A 19,604-nucleotide genomic window follows, 5' to 3' on the forward strand; every position below is an offset into this window, starting at 1 on the left:
CATGCCCCATCACGGTAACGAAGACGAGCACAGTTCTTCCGGGAACCGGGGCCACGGTAACGAGCAGGAGAACGAGCCGCAGAAGCCCATCATCCACGACAACCGCAAGGTTGATCCGGAGACCGGCCAGGCCCGCCACCCTGACCAGGAGCGCGCCGCAGCAGGGGACGCCGGTTCAGGGGACGCGCTGTCCCAGGCCGAGGACATCCTCAACAGCGTTGAGGTGCCTGCGGAGGAATCCGTGGCCCAGAGTGCTGTCTCTGCCGAAGCGGAGGAGTTGAAGGACGATCTTCGCCGGCTGCAGGCCGAGTACGTCAACTACCGCAGGCGCGTCGAACGCGACCGTGCCGTGGCAGGGGAGATGGCCGTCATCGGCGTCCTGAACTCGCTGCTCCCGGTACTGGACGACGTCGACGCCGCCCGCCAGCACGGTGACCTCGCGGACGGCCCGTTCGCCGCGATCGCCGCCAAACTGGAGAACGCGTTGCAGACGTATGGCCTGGTGCGCATCAATGAGACCGGAGTGGAGTTCGATCCCACGATCCACGAGGCCCTCATCCAGCAGCCCGGCGCGGACGTCGAGATCGACACCGTCAGCCAGGTCCTGCGCACGGGCTACAAGTCCGGTGACCGGGTGCTTCGCGCAGCACAGGTCATCGTGGCTGTACCGGCCTAGCAGTACGTCATCGAGGTGACAGTTCGCGCCCGTGTTTCAACCAAACATTGGCGCGAACTGTCACCTCGGCACACAGATTTGAAAGGAAACGCCATTGGCTAGCCAGGACTGGGTGGACAAGGACTTCTACAAGATCCTGGGTGTCGCCAAGGACGCTTCCGACGCCGACATCAAGAAGGCCTACCGGAAGCTCGCGCGGCAGCACCACCCGGATACGAACTCGGGGGACGCGGCTGCGGAGCGGAAATTCAAGGACATCTCCGAGGCTTACTCGGTACTGTCCGACCCCGAGGAGCGCCAGCAGTACGACGCCATCCGGGCCATGGGCGGCGGGGCGCGCTTTGCCCCGGGCGGCGCGGGCGGCGGCGCAGGCGGGGCAGGCTTCGAGGACCTCTTTGGCGGGCTCTTCACCGGCAACGCCGGCCGCCATTCCGGCGGCTTCAGCACCGCCGGCGGCATGCCGCCTGAGTTCGCCGACCTGTTCGGCGGCGGCGGCTTCGGCGGCGGCCAGTCGTTCCAGCGGACCCCGCAGAAGGGTGCGGACCGTACGGCATCCACCACCATCTCCTTCGCGGGCTCGATCCGCGGCACCACCATCGGACTGCGCGAACCGGACGGCGAAGTGATCGACGTGCGCATCCCGGCTGGCATTAAGGACGGGCAGAAGGTCCGGGTCCGGGGCAAGGGCCAGTCCGGCCCCGCGGGCAACGGCGACCTCATGGTCGCGGTGTCCGTGAAGCCGCATGATTTCTACACGCGCGACGGCGACAACCTCCGCATCCATGTTCCGGTCACCTTCCCCGAGGCAGCCCTGGGCGCCGATATCGAGGTCCCGACGATCGACGGCGACAAGGTCAGGGTCCGCGTCCCCGCCGGCACGCCGTCCGGGCGAACGCTCCGGGTCAAGGCCCGCGGCGTCAAACACGCCAAGGCGACCGGGGACCTGCTGGTGACGATCGACGTCGCCGTACCCAAGAAGCTGAGCAAGGAAGCGGAGGAAGCCGTGAAGGCCTTCGCCGCAGCGACTGCCGGCGAAGATGTCCGTACCGGCCTGGCAGCCAAGGCCACGCTCTAAGAACGGGTCCCGTCATGGCCATCGACTTCGACCAGCCGATCTTCGTCATCTCCGTCGCCGCTGGACTGGCGGACATGCACCCGCAGACACTGCGGCAGTATGACCGGCTGGGCATCGTTTCGCCCAGCCGCGCCCCCGGCAAGTCCCGGCGGTACTCACAGCGGGACGTGATCATGCTCCGTGAGGTCCAGCGGCTCTCCCACGAGGGTGTCTCCCTCGAGGGCATCAAGCGGATCCTCCAGCTGGAAAACCAGGTGGCCGCGCTCCAGCGGCGGGTGGGCGAGCTGACCGAGGAGCTGGACAAACGCCGGCTGCCGTTGGACTCCCGTATTTTCGCCGCGGGAACGGCCGGCGACGTCGTCAGCCTGGCCCGCGGGAAGCGTCCCCGCCCGCGGTCCCAGGCCCTCGTGGTGTGGCGGCCCCGCGGAAACGAATAGTCCGTTAGCTGCTCCCTGCCTGCCGCTTCCGCGCGGCGGGTGCTCCGGACCGGGTGGTCGCGGAATTTTTCAGGTAGCCCGGGGAGAAAGTCGGGTACTTCCTTCACGTGACTTCACGACGCCCCGCCCCGTTGAATGGGTGTGGCAGGCCGTTCAACCTTGCTGCCGGCGCAACCGCCAGAATTGTCGGGAGGGCACCATGTCAAAATCTTCGAAACCGGTGAGATCCGGGCAACGCTTCGCAGCTTCCGGACCCCGGTCATGAGCTCCGGGCTGGCATCGGCCGTGCAGTTCGCGGGGTCTGTGCCGGGCTCGATCCTGCTGATCCTCGGGCACGCCCTGGTCCTGGTCTGCATCTGCTCGGACATGATCCGGCTGCTTTCCGTGCCCCGCTCGCACCGCCGCTACGTGGCCGCCACGGTCTTCCGCACCCTGGCACTTCCGGCCATCGTGATCATGGCGGCCAGCGTGCTGATCGACGTGGCTTCCGGCGCCTGGCAGAACGTCGCCGCAGGGGTTTTCATCCTCATGACCGTGACCTTCAGGTGGCGCAACGACACGGACGAAGACAACTGGTGGAAGGGCAAAGGAAAGAAGCTGGCCCGCTGGCTCCGCAGCCGGACGCCCTCACGCTCCTTGGCGGCCCCCGCCGCCGCATGATTGTGCCGGAAAGCACTTAGTCGTTGAACAGCCCGGCGAGGTCGTCCGCGGTCAGCGCGCCGCCGGTCAGGGCATCGCCTTCCATGACGTCCGCGAAAAGCTGGGACTTCCGGGCCTTGAGCGCCATGACTTTCTCCTCGATCGTGTCCTTGGCCACGAGCCGGTAGACCATGACGTTCCGGGCCTGGCCGATCCGGTGCGTCCGGTCCACGGCCTGCGCCTCGGACGCGGGATTCCACCACGGGTCCAGCAGGAACACATAGTCCGCCTCGGTCAGGTTCAGGCCGAAGCCGCCGGCCTTGAGGCTGATCAGGAACACCGGGGCCGCGCCGTTCTTGAACTCATTGACGACGTCGGAACGGTTGCGGGTGCTCCCGTCGAGGTAGCAGAACTCGATGTTCTCCTCGATGAGCCGCTCCCGGACCTTGCCCAGGAAACCGGTGAACTGGCTGAAGATCAGCGCCCGGTGGCCTTCCGCCACGAGGTCCGCCAGCTGTTCAAAAAGCACGTCGAGCTTGCTGGACCGGACGCCGGACAAGGACGGGTCTATCAGGGACGCGTCCAGGCTGAGCTGCCGCAGCAGGGTCAGCGACTGGAAGATCGTGAAGCGGTTCTTGTTGACGTCCTCGATCAGGCCCAGGATCTTCTGGCGTTCCCGCTGCAGATGGGTCTGGTAGACCTTCTGGTGCCGCGGATTGAGCACCACCTCAAGGATCTGCTCCTGTTTGGGCGGCAGGTCGTGGATGACCTGTTCCTTGGTGCGGCGCATCATGAGCGGCCGCACCCGGCGGCGGAGCTTGTCCAGTTGCGCCTTGTCACCGTTCTTCTCCACCGGCTTCTGGTAGTACTCCGCGAACCGCTTGGGGCTGGAAAAGAGCCCCGGCGCCACGATGGAGGTGAGAGCCCAGAACTCCATCAGGTTGTTCTCCAGCGGCGTGCCGGTGACGGCGAGCTTGAAGGCGGCCGGCAGCTTGCGGGCGCACTGGTAGGCCTTGGACTGGTGGTTCTTGACGAACTGGGCCTCGTCCAGGACCAGGCCGGCCCATTCCCTTGAGGCGTAGGCGTCGTAGTCGATCCGGAACAGCGCGTACGAGGTGATGATGACGTCCGCGCCGGCCATCGCCTCGGCCGGGCTGGAGCCGCTCTTGGCGAAGGTCTCGCTGATCGCCCGCACCGTCAGGCCGGGGGCGAACCGTTCGGTTTCCGCCTCCCAGTTGCCCACGACGCTCGTCGGGGCGACCACCAGGAAGGGGGCCGCCCCTGCGGCGGCCCCTGCGGCGGCATCGGCTGCGCCGGCGTCGGGTTCTGCTCCGGATGCTGGAGCGGAGTCATTGGCAGCGACCTTGGCGGCACAGATCAGCGCCAGCGCCTGGACGGTCTTGCCGAGGCCCATGTCATCGGCCAGCACCCCGCCCAGCCCGTGGCGGTAGAGGAAGCTGAGCCAGTTGAACCCTTCCAGCTGGTAGGGGCGCAGCTCCGCGTTCAGCGTCGCGGGCAGCGGCAGGCCCTGCACCCCGCCTTCCAGCAGGCCACCGACAGCCTCGCGCCAGGCGGTGGCCTGCTGGTCCACGATGCCGAGCTGCGCGAGCTCGTCCCAGAGGCCGGCCTGGAACCGGCTGATCTGCAGCGGCGCATCCTTGCCTTGGTTGTCCTGAAGGATGCGTGCCTCATCAATCAGCGCCCGCAGCTGGTGCAGTTCGGGCAGGTCGAGCGAGAAGTACGCGCCGCTGGGCAGCAGCATCCGGGTCTGCCCGGCGGCAAGGGCCGAGAACAGCGCCGCGAAGGAAACCGGCTGGCCCTCCAGGGTGATCACGATGCCAAGGTCGAACCAGTCGCGGCTGTCCGTCGCCGTCGTGGAGATCGCCACCACGGGCGCCTCCTCAGCTTCGCGGTAGTCCGCGATCTCCCCGGCGGTGTCGACCGAGACGCCGGGGAGCTCCCGGAGCCGGGGGAGCACCTCCTCGGTGAAGGTCAGGGTGTCCAGTCCGCTGAGTTCGGAGGAAGCCGCAAGGCGCGGGGTCCCCCAACCGCCGGTGGCTGATTCGCCCAGGGCGGGAACCACGTCCCAGGGCTGGCCAACACCCTCCAGAATGCTGGCTTCGGCGGGGTCGTCCCGGTAGCCGTGATCGCCGGGATGACGCCACAGGGGTTGGGCCGTGACAAGGTTTCCGGACGTGTAGTGCCATTCCCAGTGCAGCCGGACCCGGTGGTCCGCGCCGTAGTTGGCGAGCAAGGAGAGCGCGGGAACGGCCAGCGCGGGCAGCTCCACGGACTCATCGGACGCGGTGACCCGGGCGGTCTGCTTGAGCTTGGGATAGAAACCGGTCAGGAAGCGGCTCTCATCCCGGGCCGGAATGTGCAGGGTGGTTCCCGCGGTCACGAACGTCAGGAGTTCCTCGCTGAGACCGCTTTCCAGCGGCGCGAGCGTGATCACAGGGTCCGCCGCTGCGACGCCCGGGAGGGCGTCACCGCCCGAGGCCAGGAAGATCCCGTGCGCCGGGTGGCCGATGGTACCCACGGTGGCCGGGTCAACGACGACGCCCTCCACGGTGATGGTCGGTTCAAGCGCCAGCCCGCCGCCGTCGTGTCCGCCGTCGTGTCCGCTGTCGTGTTGTCCGCTGGTTGCGGGTACGACGGCGGCCGCCGCCTCCGGTTCGGAGGGAACCGGGGCGCCGAAGCGGCTCAGATTGAGGCCGACGGCGGCAGGCTCTTCGACGAGCCGCACCGGCTCCTGGCCGCGGCCGTGGACCAGGGCCAGTCCGATTTTCTGCGCCTGGGCCAGCAGTCCCCACAGGTTCCTGCCGGCGTAGGTGTTCAGCCCCAGCCACGGGGCGGTCGCGGAGTGCTGGCGGTTGGCGAGGGCCGTGTGCGAGGCCAGGAATTCCTGCATCCACTCGACGTGGGCCGCATTGCATTCGCGCCGGTAGCTCAGGTAGCTCAGGGTGTTCCAGGAGACGTCCCCGCGGATCCATTTGCCCTTGGCGCCCATGATCACGGGCCGCGCCTTGAGCTGGCGCACGCTGCGCAGCGGATCCCGGCGGCCGGTGTAGGAGAAGTGCGGGGCGGGTTCCTCCACCTCGAACTGGAGCGCCAGCGGGGTGCCGTTGGTGGACGCGGTGATGCCGGGCCGGGCGAGCAGCGGGCTGAGGGCCTGCTCCCAGTCCGGCGCCTCCGGCGCCGCAGCCTGGCGGGACAGCCGGGTGGCCCCGCCCGGGGCCAGCAGCTGGACCCGGGTTGCCGGGTTGTCTTCGGCTGCGAACAGCAGGGCGGCCACGTGCTTGCAGTCTTTCCGGACCGGGCAGCTGCAGACCCCTACGGTGCAGCTCCAGCCACCCGCCTTCCGGACCAGTTTCGCCGTCGTCGAATAGGGCACGTCCGCGCCGCCGCGCACCTTGCCCAGCATGAGCCCGGTGGCGGCGTCGAAGGAGATTCCGGACACGCGGCTCCCCATGGCGTAGGCCAGTCCGGCCGCGAGGGAGCGGTCGTTAATGGCGGGAGTCTGTATTGCCAGTGCCGCACTCTCGTCCGGATGGGATGGCATGTGCGCGCTACTTTCAGCAGTTGGTCATCTGATCCATCTTAGCGACCCGGAGGCCCCTGAACTTCGCAGGAGCCGGCGGCCACGGATCCGCCCCCAGGGTTCCCCTGCCGTTCAACTCCAGCTCAGCCGGGGGACAGCCGGGGACGGTAGCTTGGAGTGGTTCGGAGCGCCACCCGCATTCAGCAGTGAGGATCCCAATGAGCAACGGCCTTCCCAGTAGCCCTTCCGGCATGACAAACGTCCTGGTCCTGAGCCAGGAGAGCATCAACGGCGGCGACGCGGACGTGGTGGACGCCAATGTCGACGTCGTCAACGCCATGTACGCGGAACTGCTCGACGTCGAGGAAATCGCCGAAAACGCGCTGCGCAGCTACTACGTGGACTTCTACATGACGCAGTCGCTGGAAGGCGGCTTCGCCCAGTACGTCTTCACGGCGCCCGAGCGCGAAGAGATCGATGCCTACATCCGCGCAGGGCTTGGGAGCATGGGTGCCGTCGCCCATCTGGACCTCTTCAACCGCACGGTGGCCGCCTTCGACTCCCTCACGGAGGACGACGTCGATTGCTACCTGGAGGGGGGCGCCGGCGTGGACACCGACGGCGAGGCGGGCGTCTCCGGGGCCGTCCGGCAGCTGGAGGAGCTCGACGTCGAGTTCGAGGGGTTGCTGGAGACCGAGGACCTCATCGCGCTGAACGCGGCCTGGCTCCGGGGCCAGGAGGACCTTCTGGTCCTGGACGCAGAGGAACTCGACCGGCATATCGTCGAGCGGGTGGCCCGGATCCCCAACCTGGAAGAACGCCAGGCCGAGGCTGCCGAAGACGCACGCCTGGACGCTCCGGAGTTCGAGCTGACCATCCGTGAGCTGTGCGCTGTGGCCGGCCATACGCTGCTGAAGATCACCATGGGCGACCCCAACTATGACCACAACGGCGAACGCACCCTGGCCTGGCACTTCAGCACGGAACAGGGCGAGTTCCTGATGGTGGAAGACGACGACGAAGCATTCATGATCCATCCGGACACCAAGGAGATCGTGGCCGCCGTCGAGTTCGAGTAGGCGGACAGCGGGCTCCGCGGGAGCGGCGCCGCGCCTGCTGCCCCCGGCAGCAGGCGCCAGGCGTCTTTAAGAACCGGCCGGTGCGGTGATCATCTCCCCGGACGGAGCCACGAGGTACCAGACGCCGCCGACGCCCTGGCCCAGGATGTCGCCGGCGGCCTTGTCCTTTTCGAAGTAGTAGACGGGCATGCCGCCGATGGTCAGCTGCTTGTTGCCGTCCGGTGTGGTGATGGTTCCCACGGTGCCGGTGACGCCGGCGACAGCCGGGGTGGCAGAGGTGGTGGTGACCGGCGGCCAGGCGGTGAGGCACCCGCCGGTGCAGGCACTGGTCCCGGAGTCCTTCGTGTCCTTCGTGAAGTAGTAGACGCTCATGCCCTTGCCATCGACCACGATCTGTCCGGCCTTCGATGGCGCGACCATGAGTTCCGCGGCAGATGCCGGAGGGGAAGGCAGGGGCGCACCGGTGGCCGGTGCAGTGGCCGGGCTGCTGGCCGCGGCACTGCTGGCCGAAGGCGCCGGTGCCACCGTGGCGGTCGTAGTGCCGCCGCCCGCACAGCCGGAGAGTAACGCGGCGAGGGCGAAAGCTGACAGGCCAATGCTGAGGTGCTTTTTCATCTGCTGCTCCTTGGCTCGTGCCGGCCAATTCGTCAGTCCGGCGCTATCCGATATGACGCACTGCGGTGAAGAATGGTTCAGGGTCTGGGGGATTATTCCTGGCCCTTGTTCTTGACCCGGCTCAGGCTCCCGGCTCCCGGCCGGCGCGCGCACTGAACTAATGCGGCCGCCCGTACGTCGTAAGGGGCATCAGGACACGAGCCCGGAGGTGCGGAATGTCGCTGGACGAAGACGTGGTGGCCGCGATTTACCGCGACCACGGTACGGCCCTGAGGCGCTTCGTCCTGAACGCCTCCCGGGATCCGCACCTGGCGGACGACGTCGTGCAGGAGACCGTGCTGCGGGTCTGGCAGCAGGCGCCCCAGATCACCGGGAGCCTACGCAGTTACCTGTTCCGGACGGCCCGAAACATCATGATCGACAACTACCGCAAGTCCCAGCGCCGCCCCCTCGAGGCCACGGAACGCGATGGGACCGATCCCGTGGACGCGGCCGACCGGGTCGATGATCTGCTCAACAAGGTGCTGATGGAGGAGGCGCTGCTCCGGCTCAGCGCGGAGCACCGCGACGTCCTCGTCGCCCTGCACTACCGCCGCTACACGGTCCAGGAGGCCTCCGCCCGGTTGAACATCCCCAGCGGCACAGTGAAGTCCAGGGCGTTCTACGCCGTGCGCGCGCTGCGGACCATCCTTGACGAAATGGGGGTGCAGCGGTGAACGGAACGGGGCTCCACCACCTGCTCGGCGCCTACCTGCTCGGCGGGCTGGAGGCCGCGGAGGCTGCAGCCTTTGAGGAGCACCTGGACTCCTGCGCGGACTGCCGGCAGGAACTGGATGATCTGGCCAGCCTCCCGGCGCTGCTCGACGCGCTTCCGGTGCCCGACGCCGTCGCGCTGACCGCCGCGGCAGCCGCTGCGGCTGTGCCCGGGGCCGGTGAGCGGGCCCCCGCTGCGCACGAGTCCGGCCCCGTGCTGCGGCTGTTGCTCGATGAAGTTGCCGCGCGCCGCCGGACAGTCCGGCGCCGGTGGTCCGCGGCGGTGGCCGCCGCGGCTGCGGCGTGCCTCGCCCTCGGGATCGTGGCCGCCCCGCTGCTCAATCAACCTCCCAAGCCGGACGCCAGCTACTCCGTTCAGTCCGGCGAGGGCCTGCAGGTCACCGTCGGCCTGGTCAGGAAGACCTGGGGCACCGAACTGGCGGTGGATGGCCGGAGCCTGCCCGTGGCGGGGACGTTCTCGCTGTGGGTGAAGGACCGCGACGGCGGAGAAGACCGCGCGTGCTCCTGGACGGCGACCCCGTCCGGCCGGGTCAGGATCACCGGGGCCACCCCGCTGCAGCTCGCCAGTATCGGCAGCGTGGAGATGCGGAACGGGCAGCAGCAGACCGTGGCCGTCATCGCCGTGCCGGACGGGTAGCCGCGCCGGCCCGTTATTGTCAGACCCTCCTGCTCAACTGAGCGTGGAGAGTCCGCAGGCTTCTCCGTCACACGCGGACTTCGCACCTCCGCACCAACGAAATGGGGATTCGTCGTGGAACAGGGATATGAAGTTGTCACGTCAGGAAAGGACCTGGCCCTCCGCCTCATGGCCAAGGGGCGGACCAAACCGGCAGCGGTGATCTCCTGGCATCCGCAGCTGGAGCGGAACCGCATCGACGTGGACCACATCGCCCGGGAAGTGGGTGGGCTGGCGGAGATTTTCTGCCTGGAAAACGGCGGGGAAAGCTATATCTTCCAAGACCACCTGTCGGCGGGCGCCCACGTCTTCGGCAACGCCGCGCGGGTCTACTCGGCGGATCTCCGCTGGATGCGGGACGTCTATCAGAGTCCGCTGCGCATGGCCGGGGACCGCCCGGCCGCAGCGCGCGCGGCTGAGGACATCATCGAGGACGTCCTCAGCCTGATCACCGTGGTTCCCCCAAAAACGAGGCCCGCCGCCGCGGCACCACGCCGCGTCCGCGGCACCATCAGGGCTTTCACCAGCGCAGGCTCCAGGGCAATCGTCGAACTGGACGACGGCACCCGCTGTTCCATCCAGCGGGAACGGGTTGTTCCGCCCGTCCGCCTCGACTGGATGCTTGCGCCGGGGCAGCCGATCGAGGGCCTCTTCAACGATGAAGACAAGGCGCTGGACGTCAATGAACTAAAGGCCACTCCCCGGCTTGCAGAGCTCTACCGTTCCGGGGACCTCGTTTTGGCCCTGGCCGAGGAGGTCACTGCCAGGGGCGTCGAACTGACACTGTTCCCGGGTTCCAGCTGGTCGGTCGGCGCGGACTGCATTTCTTCCAACCCGCTGGACACCGCCGACAGCCTGGTCACGGAGGGCGAGGTTGTGGTGGCACGGTTCCTGCGGGAGCAGGGGGCGGTGGTGTTGTCCCTCCTTGATGTGGATGACGACGCCGAGGTGAAGGAATCGCCCGCGCTTCTTGCAGGTGGCACCCCTTGGCTGCGGGCCGGGCGCCATCTGGCCGAACAATCCAGGGCCGGCAGGACATTCGTTGCCCCCGGAGCAGACGTGGCGGGCACCGCGTCCACGGACGCGGTCGGCAGCAAGGCGGAGGCCTCCGCCCCGGCGCCGAAGCCGTCGGCCGCGCTGCTGTCCGCCCAGCTGCAGCTCGACGCCGAACGACGGAAAGTCGCTGCGCTCCAGGAGCTTGTGTCCGCCGGAAGCCAGGCCGGCGCCCGGCTGGTCAGCCTCCAGAAGGACCGCGAAGCGCTGAAGCTGCAGCTGGAAACCGAACGGAAGATCTCGGACGCGGCAAATGCGGATCTGGAGGCGGCGAGGGCGCGGCTGGCCAGGCAGCGGGAGGAACTCCAGGGCCTGCGCACCCGCAACCGCGAAACCCAGCAGGCGCTCAAACGGGCGCAGGTTGATCCCGGCGAACTGTTCGCGACGCTGGACGCCCGCCTTCGCCACGATGTCTATCTCTCATGGGTGCGCAATACACCGGCCGCTGAGAAGGCACGGCAGGCGTTGCCGCCGGGATGGAAGGCCGGGCCCGAATTCGCAGCCTCACTCTACGCTTTCACAGAGCCCGGTGTGGCAGCGAAGGCCCTCAAGGCCACGGTGGAGATCCTGACGGGGGCAGCCGAGCGCAACCCGGCCCGGGAGCTCCACCCGCTGCGGGCCAACGCGGCGGGGGACACTCCGCCACACCGCCGTGACGACGGGGCCACCTGTTTCCGCGTGGCGATTGAAAAGAACGTTGCAGCCGCCCGCCGGCTGCACTTCTGGAGGTTGCCGGACGGGGCGATCGAGCTGTCCAGGGTTGTCGTCCACGACGATTACAAGCCGTGAACCGGTACTCCTGAGCGGGTACCTACATCTTGGCGAGCCTGGCGCGCACCATCATGAAGACGCCGTAGCAGATCAGGCCGGCGCCCACGGCTGCCAGCAGGTAGATGCCGTACGGCTGCTCGCGCAGGCCCTTCAGGCCGCCGTCGAGCCCTGTTGATTCCTCGGGGTGCACGGTCACGGTGGCGATGATTATCAGCAGGCCCACCAGGAGAAGGGCGATGCCCTTGGCGGCGTAGCCGGCGACGCCGAGCACCGTCACCACCGTCCGGGCCGTGTCCGAGGACGGCATCCGGAGGTACTTGATGAACGATTTCCGGAAGCCCCGGATGGCGTAGATGATTCCGGTGACGGCCACGGCGGCGCCGATGGCGAGCAGGAGGACGACGCCTCCCGGTGCCTTCATGAGCGTTGCCGTGAAGTCGCTCGTGGTACGGCCCTGGTCCTTCCCCGTGCCCCTGGCGAAAGACGCGAGCGTCACGGCGAGTGCGGCGTACACCACGGCCTGGAGTGCGGCCTTGAGTTTCTTCCCGAGCTTCTTCTTGGCGGGAAGATGTTGAAAGTCGAAGACCGCGTCACTGGTCTGCCAGAGCGCCAAGGCGACACATGCCACGAAGGAACTCCAGAGCAGCACCGGTCCGGCGGGCTGGCCGGCCAGTTCCGCCATGGCGCCGCTGACGTCGGCCTTGCCCTGGCCGCCCGTGGCGAGCCGGACGGCGACCAGCCCAATCAGGAGGTGCAGGACGCCGCTCACAGCAAACCCGGCCCGCGCCACCACCTCGAGCGGCTTCGAGTTGGTGACGTCTTCGGCGGCATCCGCCGCGTCCCTCAGTTCCTTTTTGATGGCCAGTCCCTCGAGTGACTCGGTTGTCCTCCCGGACGAAACCTACGCCGGCGCATGTCCCTTCAATAATCGTGCCACGCGGAAGGGTTTCCGAACAGGTGCCTGAGGCGTCGTCGGCAGCCGAGGCTTAGCGGCGCCGGTAGCTGAGGTCGAAGATGAGGCGGCCGGCGTCGTGCGCCTTGTTTTCGAAGCTTGTCAGGATCCGGCCCTCGAACCGCGGGGCCCACCCGCCGGTCTCATCGACGCCTTCATTGGGGCCTGTCTGGTCGGTGCTGACGGGTGCGCGGCCTTCCTTCACGGGCGCGCCTCCGACGAGGGACTCGACGCCGGATTCCCAGACCCGGGTCAGGGGGCTCTCGCTGCCGCTGCGCTGGCCCCCGTGCAGGTTTTCGAAATCGGGCGAGCCGGCCAGGACCTCGCGGACATGGACGGCGTAGTTGGACCAGTCCGTGGCGATCCGCCAGACGCCGCCGGGCTTGAGGACCCTCGCGGCGAGCCCGGCGAAGGCCGGCTGGATGAGCCGGCGCTTGTGGTGGCGGGACTTGTGCCAGGGGTCGGGGAAGAAGACCCACAGTTCCGTGACCGAGGCTGCCTGCAGCATCGTGGCGAGCACTTCCGGGGCGTTCGCCTCGACCACCCGGACGTTGCTCAGCTTGCGGCTGTTGATCTTGATCAGCGTGTTGGCCAGGCCGGGGGTGTAAACCTCCACAGCCACGAAGTCCGTGTCCGGGTTCTGCTCCGCGGCGTGGCAGACGGCGTCGCCGAGGCCGGAACCGATCTCCACGATCAGCGGCGCGGTGCGACCGAATTCGGCGGCGGCGTCGAACACATAGTCCGGGTGTACGGAGGTGTTGGAGATGTGGCGGGGGACCTCCACGGCCCAGCGGTCGGAGTGCTCCTCCCAGGCCGCCTGGCGACGGCCCTGCAGCCGGGTTCCGCGGCGCACGAAGCTGACCGGCCGGCCGCCGTAGGTCCCGAACGAGGCCTGGCTGCCGGGGGTCACCGGGCGCGACGGCGGCTGCGTCCGGGGGGATTCTGGGGATTCACTCATCCCTTCCAGAATAGAGGAGTTTGCTGGGGTGGGCGGCGCCGGGGGAAGCCGCCGGGGCGGGCGGACCAGAGAGCGCCGGGATGCCGGTGGCGTTCACCAAACCATCAGGAATCCTCCGCCGTTGGCCACCAGAGCCACAAGGCCGACAATTTGGACCGCCAGAACGGACAACCCCAGGACGCCGGCGACCCGGGCATTCGTCCGGCCGCCTGATCGAACGACGGCGATGATGCCCAGGATCAGGCAGGCCAGGCCGAGGGGAGCCGGCAGACTCCAAAAGACCGCGGGCGCAACCCAATCGCGCGGACCGCGGCCAAAGTCCCCCCGCGTAAGCACCGCGGCGAGGAGACTGGCCCGCACGGTCACAGTCAAGCTGCAGGCCCCCAGGACGCCGCACACGAGACTTGCTACACCGGCGCCGAGGCCCGGTGCAGGGGGTGGAACGGGCGGCGGCGTTGGCCGGGACTGCTGGAGAATCATTGTTCCTCCCGTGTTTACTGGGCAGTGTAAGTGCGGGCAGTGCATGTGGTCGTGCTTGTTCGGTCAGCGTACGTGCGGATCGGGACATGCCTCCACGCGCCTGCGCCGTATGTGGATAAATCCCATGTGCGCCTCCGCCGTCCCGGGGCGCCTGCCAGAATGGGTCAGTGACCGTACCGAAGAGAGCCCAGGCCTCCGCTGCCGGCGGGGCAGCCGCCGTCGACCGCATTTTTGCGGAACGCCGCGCCAAGGATTTCCGCACCGCCCTGGTGGACGCGGAGGCCGACGACGTTCCCGCGGCGGAGCCCACCCGCATCGGCAGCCGGCGCGGGCTGGCCTACCTGGGCGTCTGCCTGGTCCTGATCGGGCTGAACCTGCGCACGGTGTTCTCCAGTTTCTCCGCCGTGCTTCCCGAGGTGACGGCCGACGCCGGGCTGCCGGGCTGGGCCGTGGTGGTCCTCACCACGGTGCCGGTGACGCTGCTTGGGGTGTTCGCCCCGCTGGCCCCGGTGCTGGCGCGGCGCTTCGGCGCGGAACGCGTGCTGCTCGGGGCCATGGCGGTGCTGACCGCCGGGCTGCTGCTGCGGCCGCTGGACGCTGCCGGGGCCGGGCATCTTCCCGCGCTGCTGGCCGGAACCGCTGCGTGCGGCGCCGCGGTCTCGTTGTGCAATGTGCTGCTGCCGGGGCTCGTGAAACGGGATTTTCCGCACCGCCTGGGCCTGATGGGCGGCCTGTACACCACGGCCATCTGCGCCTCGGCCGCGCTCGGCGCCGGCTTCACCTACCCCGTCTACACCACGACGGGGGAGTGGACGGCGGCGCTGTGGCTCTGGGCGGTGCCGGCCGGCGTCGTCCTGCTGCTGTTCCTGCCGCTGGCCCTGCGGCAGCACCACGGCCCGCACCAGCAGGCGGCCGACGGCGTCAACGTGTGGCGCTCGGCCGTCGCCTGGCAGGTGACGGTCTTCATGGTGCTGCAGGCGATGATGTCGTTCAGCGTGTTTGCGTGGCTCGCGCCGATCCTGCGCGAACGCGGAGTGGACGGCGGCACGGCCGGGCTGATCGTCTCGGCCTCGATCGTGCTGCAGATGCTGGGGTCGCTGTTCGCGCCGGCCCTGGCCGCAAGGTTCCGTGACCAGCGCGCCATCAACACCGTCGTCGCGCTGATGACCGGCGGCGGGTTCGCCCTGAGCATCTTCGGACCGCTGCAGCTGATCTGGCTGTGGACCGGGCTGCTGGGCCTGGGCCAGGGGAGCCTGACTGCGGTGGCGCTGACGATGATCATGCTGCGCACCCGCGACGGGCACACGGCCGCACACCTGTCCGGCATGATGCAGGGCGTGGGCTACGGGCTGGGCTCCACCGGGACACTCATGGTCGGCCAGCTGCACCAGTCCACGGGGTCCTTTACCGCCGCGGGTGTGCTGTTCCTGGCCGTCGGTTCGCTGGCGGCGGTCTTCGGCTACCGCGCCGGCCGGAACCGCTTCATCGGCGGCTGACGCCCGACGGCGTGGCCTGCCCAACTGACTGGCATTCGTTGTCGTTCTGAGGGCTCAAAACGGCATCTATTGCGAGTTACCTGGGGGCCATGCTTCCCCCGGGCCTTCCACGGAGCCGCGCCGTGGGCCGTGTGCAGGGAAGGGGTACCGCAGCTGATAGACTGAGGGAACTTGATGTGCAGTGATGCCCACTTTTGTTCCGGTTCATCAACCGGTTCCCCTGCTGGATTCCTCCCGGAATCCGACTGCGGGGAGTGGGTTTTTTTCATGTGAGAGGCACATCCTGCGTCGATGAACGCGTTCTATTTGGTCCCGGCCGCAACTGCCGCAAGGTTAGTAGCAGCCCGGTTGATCACCTGACTTTTCTTCGGCGAACCCCTGAGCCAACCGGCATCGGGGGCCGATATCCGCATGGATACCGCCTGAAAGACCTTTGAAACATATGACTACATTTGCTGCCCTCGGCACGCCCAAGGCACTCGCCGACACCCTCACCGCCCAGGGGATCGTCGAGCCGTTCCCCATCCAGGTCAAGACCCTGCCGGACACCCTGGCCGGACGCGACGTCCTGGGCCGCGGCCGCACCGGCTCCGGCAAGACCATCGCTTTCGCTATCCCGCTGGTGGCACGACTCGCCGAGCGGGAAGCCAAGCACTTCCGCAAGCCCGGCCGTCCCATGGGTCTGGTCCTTGCCCCGACCCGTGAGCTGGCCACCCAGCTCAACGCCACCATCGAACCGATGGCCAAGGCCATGGGCCTGACCACCACCGTGATCTACGGCGGCATCTCCCAGGCCCGCCAGGAAAAGGCCCTGCGTGCCGGCGTCGACATCGTCATCGCCTGCCCGGGCCGCCTGGAGGACCTGATCCGCCAGCGCATCCTGACCCTCGAAGCCGTCGAGATCACCGTGCTGGACGAGGCCGACCACATGGCCGACCTCGGCTTCCTGCCGGTCGTCAAGAAGCTCATGGACATGACCCCCAGCCAGGGCCAGCGCCTGCTGTTCTCCGCCACCCTGGACAACGGCGTGGACAAGATCGTCCAGCGTTACCTGTCCAACCCGCTGACCCACGCCGTGGATGAATCACAGGCAGCGGTGACCACGATGGAACACCACGTGCTCGTCGTCAACGACCAGACCGTCAAGAAGCAGCTGATCGTCGAGCTCGCCTCGGGCGCCGGCCGCCGGGTGCTCTTCATGCGTACCAAGCACCACGCCCGCAAGCTGGCCAAGACCCTGACCGACGCCGGCATCCCCGCCGTCGATCTGCACGGCAACCTTTCGCAGAACGCCCGTGACCGGAACCTCGCCGAGTTCTCCTCCGGCGAAGTCCGCGTCCTGGTGGCCACCGACGTCGCGGCCCGCGGCGTCCACGTCGACGACGTCGAACTGGTCATCCACGTTGATCCGCCCACAGAGCACAAGGCTTACCTGCACCGCTCGGGCCGTACCGCCCGCGCCGGCTCCGACGGCACCGTGGTCACGCTGACCCTGCCGGAGCAGCAGTCCGACGTCAAGAAGCTGATGAAGGCTGCCGGCGTCGAGGTCAACTTCGAGCGCGTCACCGCCAACTCCCCGCTGGTCGCCGAACTGGTTGGCGAAATGGCGGACAAGATCGATCCGCGCACCCGCGCCGCGCTGCTGGCCGCCAAGTCCAACCAGGGCGGCGGCACGTCCACCGGAGCCAACGCCGAGCGCAAGCGCGCCCGCCGCACCACCCAGGCCGCACCCACCGCGGGTGGCCGCGGCGGACGTGGCGGACGCGGACGCGTCGGGGCTGAGGCCCCCCGCACCGATCTGGCCCGTGCCGACCGCCGTGCGGTGGCGTACGAAGGCCAGGCCGCCGCGCGCAACGCCGCGGAGCGCGTCACGGAAAAGAACGAGGACCGGATGGAGGCCGAGCGCGCCGAACGCCGCGGTACCCGCGGACGCTCAACCTCCTACGGCACACACCGCAACGATGTACCGGCAGCAGGCGGCCGCGCAGCGGCTGGCCGTGGCTCTGACGGCCGCACCTCCGAAGGACGCGGCGGCGCTCCCCGCGGCGGCGCTCCCCGCACCGGCGCACCCCGCACGGGTGCTTCGGCAGGCGGCCAGCGCAGCGGACGTCCGGCAACCGGCCAGCGTGCAGCTGCCGGCGCCCAGCCCTCTGGAAGCAAAACCGGAAGCAAAACCGGAGGAAACGCTGCTGTCTGGTCATCCAACACCGGTGGCACCTCGGGCGGATCCTACGCAGGCGGCGGCAGCGGCCGCTCCGGCGAAGGCCGTCCGGCACGCAGCGGCGGCCCCCGCCGCGCGTCCGCTCCGGCGTCGAACGAACGCCGCAGCCGCTAAGGCCGCTTAACCACCATCGAGTGCTCCGTAACTGCCGTTTAGAAGGTTCATAACGGCAGTTCTGGAGCACTCGATGAGGTTTCAGACCTACCAGCCGCGGGCACGCCACTCGTGAAGGTGCGGGCGTTCCGCACCCAGGGTGGTGGGCTTGCCATGGCCCGGATGCACCACGGTGTCATCCGGATACACATCAAACAGCCGCTCGGCCACATCCGCGATGAGCTGGGCGAACCGCTCAGGATCCTTCTGGGTGTTGCCCACGCCGCCGGGGAACAGCGAGTCGCCGGAGAAGATGTGCGCAGGTCCCTCCGGGTCCTCGTACACCAGCGCGACCGAGCCCGGGGTGTGCCCGCGCAGGTGCACCGCCGTCACGTCGAAGCCGTCGAAGTTGCCGACGTCGCCGTGGCCCAGCAGGACATCCACCGGCACTGGCAGCTCCGGGGCGTCCTCCGTACCGGCCGCCGTCCTCGCGCCGGTGGATTCGACCAGGCCCGGCAGTGCACGGACATGGTCCCAGTGCTGGTGCGTCGTGGCGATCATCGCCAGCTTCGGCGTCGCGGATGTGTCCGCGGCGGCGTCTTCCAGCAGCCCCCGGATGGCGGGCAGGTCGTCGGCCGCGTCGATCAGCAGCTGCGCGCCGGACTCCTTGGCGGTGAGCAGGTACACGTTGTTGTCCATCTCGCTGACCGAAATCCGGCGGATGGTGATGTCACGAAGTGAGTGAATGAGCGAGTCCATGGGCTTAGTCTACGGTCGCTTTATTCGCGGCCCTGCTGTTCACGCCCCTATTGTTCCCGGCCCTGGGACACCCAGCGGGGGTCTGGGGACCGGGAGCCGACGACGGCGTCCGCAGCGGTGTCGAGCTTCTCCAGTTGGGCGGCGGTGAAGTTGAGCCCCAGGGCGCCCAGGTTCTCATCGATCCGGTGCGCCTTGCGCGTGCCCGGGATCGGGACGACGGGGAGCCCCAGCTTCCGGCCCTGCGCCAGGAGCCAGGCCAGCGCAACCTGCGCCGGCGTGGCACCCTGCCCGGCGGCGGTGACTTCGGCGGCGACTGCCTGCACGGCGGCCACCACACCCTGGTTTGCGACGGCGGCGTCCTCGGCGAAGCGGGGGATGTTGCGGCGGAAGTCGTTGCTGCCCAGCTTCGAGGCGTCCACGGTGCCGGTGAGGAATCCCCGGCCCAGCGGCGAGTAGGGCACAAAACCCACCCCCAGCCCGGCCGCCGCAGGAACAACGTTGCGTTCCACATCGCGGCTCCAGATGGACCATTCGCTCTGGACCGCGGCGATCGGGTGGATGCTGCTGGCTTCGCGCAGCTCCTCGGCCGTCACCTCGGACAGGCCAAGATGCCGCACCTTGCCGGCCTGCACGAGCCCCGCCATGGCCTCCACGGTTTCCACTATCGGAACGCGGAGGTCACGGCGGTGCATGTAATACAGGTCGATGGTGTCGGTGCCCAGCCGTTGCAGGCTGCGGTCCACGGCCTGCCGCACGTAGGCGGCGTCGCCCCGGATGTCCGTGTAGCCGGTTGCCGGTGTGCCGACCAGCCCGAATTTCGTGGCCAGCTGGACCTCGCCGCGGCGTTCCTTGAGCAGCCGGGCAATCAGCTCCTCATTGCCGCCTCCGCCGTAGATGTCCGCCGTGTCGATGAAGCTGACGCCGGCATCCACCGCGTGGTGCAGGGTCTTCAGGGCCTCGGACTGGTCCACCTCCCCGTACACCGGGGTCAGGGCCATGCCGCCGAACCCCAGGGGGCTGACCGTCAGGCCGTCGCCGAGCTGGACTGATGCTGCCATGATGTGCTCCGTTCGTTCTATCCCAGAACCCCGGGCCAGTGTCCTATATTCCAGCGCTCCTGCCCAGTCGCTGACCGCGAACCGGCTCCTGGCACGGCGTGTTGCCGCGGGCACGCCGCCCGGGCTCCGACCAGCCGGGCCGGAGCGTCGAGGCAGTGGCAGTTTTCCCGGGCGCTGGGGCTGCCCGGACAGTCCGGGCCGGACGGGATGGGTGAAGGCCACGGAACCCTGCCGTGACTGCTGGTTCGGGA

At 68.5% G+C, this 19,604-nt stretch carries 16 protein-coding genes; 10 read left to right on the plus strand and 6 right to left on the minus strand.

Annotation, left to right across the window (positions count from 1 at the left end):
- Position 1 precedes the first annotated feature (1 nt).
- The 4 genes from ACQCSZ_RS22860 (at position 2) to ACQCSZ_RS22875 (ending at position 2,848) form a co-directional block, all read left to right on the plus strand.
- Positions 2-676, plus strand: a complete 675-nt coding sequence (locus tag ACQCSZ_RS22860; protein WP_427005876.1) for a nucleotide exchange factor GrpE — start codon at positions 2-4, stop codon at positions 674-676.
- Between the two features lie 94 nt (positions 677-770).
- The gene (locus tag ACQCSZ_RS22865) at positions 771-1,751 is read left to right on the plus strand and encodes a DnaJ C-terminal domain-containing protein (RefSeq protein ID WP_427005877.1); all 981 of its coding nucleotides are present in this window, start codon (positions 771-773) and stop codon (positions 1,749-1,751) included.
- A gap of 14 nt (positions 1,752-1,765) precedes the next feature.
- Positions 1,766-2,188 (plus strand): heat shock protein transcriptional repressor HspR, encoded by a 423-nt coding sequence (locus tag ACQCSZ_RS22870; RefSeq protein ID WP_211879841.1) that lies wholly within the window; start codon positions 1,766-1,768, stop codon positions 2,186-2,188.
- Positions 2,189-2,449: 261 nt separating this feature from the next.
- Positions 2,450-2,848, plus strand: coding sequence for a hypothetical protein (locus ACQCSZ_RS22875; protein ID WP_427005878.1), 399 nt, complete (start codon positions 2,450-2,452; stop codon positions 2,846-2,848).
- Between the two features lie 16 nt (positions 2,849-2,864).
- Here the strand turns inward: ACQCSZ_RS22875 and ACQCSZ_RS22880 are convergent, their stop codons facing one another.
- Positions 2,865-6,389, minus strand: a complete 3,525-nt coding sequence (locus ACQCSZ_RS22880; protein ID WP_427005879.1) for an SNF2-related protein — start codon at positions 6,387-6,389, stop codon at positions 2,865-2,867.
- Between the two features lie 230 nt (positions 6,390-6,619).
- Between ACQCSZ_RS22880 and ACQCSZ_RS22885 the strand changes: the two genes are divergently transcribed.
- Positions 6,620-7,447 carry a DMP19 family protein gene (locus tag ACQCSZ_RS22885; RefSeq protein ID WP_427005880.1) on the plus strand — a complete coding sequence of 276 codons (828 nt, stop codon included), beginning with the start codon at positions 6,620-6,622 and terminating at the stop codon, positions 7,445-7,447.
- A 66-nt stretch (positions 7,448-7,513) separates the two neighbouring features.
- On the opposite strand, the gene ACQCSZ_RS22890 is transcribed toward ACQCSZ_RS22885, so the two are convergent.
- On the minus strand, positions 7,514-8,062 hold the full coding sequence (locus ACQCSZ_RS22890; protein ID WP_427005881.1) for a COG4315 family predicted lipoprotein: 549 nt from the start codon (positions 8,060-8,062) through the stop codon (positions 7,514-7,516).
- 215 nt (positions 8,063-8,277) lie between these two features.
- Here ACQCSZ_RS22890 and ACQCSZ_RS22895 point away from each other — a divergent pair, with 215 nt between their 5' ends.
- From ACQCSZ_RS22895 to ACQCSZ_RS22905, 3 genes are all read left to right on the plus strand, one after another.
- Positions 8,278-8,778, plus strand: coding sequence for a sigma-70 family RNA polymerase sigma factor (locus tag ACQCSZ_RS22895; RefSeq protein WP_427005882.1), 501 nt, complete (start codon positions 8,278-8,280; stop codon positions 8,776-8,778).
- Positions 8,775-9,473: a zf-HC2 domain-containing protein gene (locus ACQCSZ_RS22900; RefSeq protein WP_427005883.1), complete on the plus strand. Its 699-nt coding sequence runs from the start codon at positions 8,775-8,777 to the stop codon at positions 9,471-9,473. The genes ACQCSZ_RS22895 and ACQCSZ_RS22900 overlap by 4 nt, the downstream gene beginning before the upstream one ends.
- 114 nt (positions 9,474-9,587) lie before the next feature.
- Positions 9,588-11,354, plus strand: coding sequence for a hypothetical protein (locus tag ACQCSZ_RS22905; protein WP_427005884.1), 1,767 nt, complete (start codon positions 9,588-9,590; stop codon positions 11,352-11,354).
- 22 nt (positions 11,355-11,376) lie between these two features.
- Here ACQCSZ_RS22905 and ACQCSZ_RS22910 read toward each other — a convergent pair whose 3' ends face one another.
- A complete protein-coding gene (locus tag ACQCSZ_RS22910) occupies positions 11,377-12,183 on the minus strand; it encodes a DUF1206 domain-containing protein (RefSeq protein WP_427008428.1) in 807 nt (268 codons plus the stop codon).
- Positions 12,184-12,322: 139 nt separating this feature from the next.
- On the minus strand, positions 12,323-13,246 hold the full coding sequence (gene trmB, locus ACQCSZ_RS22915) for a tRNA (guanosine(46)-N7)-methyltransferase TrmB (protein ID WP_427005885.1): 924 nt from the start codon (positions 13,244-13,246) through the stop codon (positions 12,323-12,325).
- 707 nt (positions 13,247-13,953) lie between these two features.
- Here trmB and ACQCSZ_RS22920 point away from each other — a divergent pair.
- Positions 13,954-15,222, plus strand: a complete 1,269-nt coding sequence (locus tag ACQCSZ_RS22920) for an MFS transporter (protein WP_427008429.1) — start codon at positions 13,954-13,956, stop codon at positions 15,220-15,222.
- 442 nt (positions 15,223-15,664) lie between these two features.
- Positions 15,665-17,557, plus strand: a complete 1,893-nt coding sequence (locus ACQCSZ_RS22925; protein ID WP_427005886.1) for a DEAD/DEAH box helicase — start codon at positions 15,665-15,667, stop codon at positions 17,555-17,557.
- Positions 17,558-17,644: 87 nt separating this feature from the next.
- Here the strand turns inward: ACQCSZ_RS22925 and ACQCSZ_RS22930 are convergent, their stop codons facing one another.
- Together ACQCSZ_RS22930 and ACQCSZ_RS22935 are read right to left on the minus strand one after the other, a co-directional pair.
- On the minus strand, positions 17,645-18,295 hold the full coding sequence (locus ACQCSZ_RS22930) for an MBL fold metallo-hydrolase (RefSeq protein WP_427005887.1): 651 nt from the start codon (positions 18,293-18,295) through the stop codon (positions 17,645-17,647).
- Positions 18,296-18,342: 47 nt separating this feature from the next.
- Positions 18,343-19,353 (minus strand): aldo/keto reductase, encoded by a 1,011-nt coding sequence (locus ACQCSZ_RS22935; protein WP_427005888.1) that lies wholly within the window; start codon positions 19,351-19,353, stop codon positions 18,343-18,345.
- Positions 19,354-19,604 lie beyond the last annotated feature (251 nt).

Origin of the sequence: Pseudarthrobacter sp. H2 (assembly GCF_050157045.1) — a bacterium.
Lineage (GTDB): Bacteria > Actinomycetota > Actinomycetes > Actinomycetales > Micrococcaceae > Arthrobacter.

Bases quoted from the DNA above. Each gene is read 5' to 3' on its own strand.
- ACQCSZ_RS22870 (WP_211879841.1), top strand. From the start codon at position 1,766: ATGGCCATCGACTTCGACCAGCCGATCTTCGTCATCTCCGTCGCCGCT.
- ACQCSZ_RS22875 (WP_427005878.1), top strand. From the start codon at position 2,450: ATGAGCTCCGGGCTGGCATCGGCCGTGCAGTTCGCGGGGTCTGTGCCG.
- ACQCSZ_RS22925 (WP_427005886.1), top strand. From the start codon at position 15,665: ATGACTACATTTGCTGCCCTCGGCACGCCCAAGGCACTCGCCGACACC.
- ACQCSZ_RS22860 (WP_427005876.1), top strand. From the start codon at position 2: ATGCCCCATCACGGTAACGAAGACGAGCACAGTTCTTCCGGGAACCGG.
- ACQCSZ_RS22880 (WP_427005879.1), bottom strand. From the start codon at position 6,389: ATGCCATCCCATCCGGACGAGAGTGCGGCACTGGCAATACAGACTCCC.
- trmB (WP_427005885.1), bottom strand. From the start codon at position 13,246: ATGAGTGAATCCCCAGAATCCCCCCGGACGCAGCCGCCGTCGCGCCCG.
- ACQCSZ_RS22935 (WP_427005888.1), bottom strand. From the start codon at position 19,353: ATGGCAGCATCAGTCCAGCTCGGCGACGGCCTGACGGTCAGCCCCCTG.
- ACQCSZ_RS22885 (WP_427005880.1), top strand. From the start codon at position 6,620: ATGACAAACGTCCTGGTCCTGAGCCAGGAGAGCATCAACGGCGGCGAC.
- ACQCSZ_RS22895 (WP_427005882.1), top strand. From the start codon at position 8,278: ATGTCGCTGGACGAAGACGTGGTGGCCGCGATTTACCGCGACCACGGT.
- ACQCSZ_RS22930 (WP_427005887.1), bottom strand. From the start codon at position 18,295: ATGGACTCGCTCATTCACTCACTTCGTGACATCACCATCCGCCGGATT.
- ACQCSZ_RS22890 (WP_427005881.1), bottom strand. From the start codon at position 8,062: ATGAAAAAGCACCTCAGCATTGGCCTGTCAGCTTTCGCCCTCGCCGCG.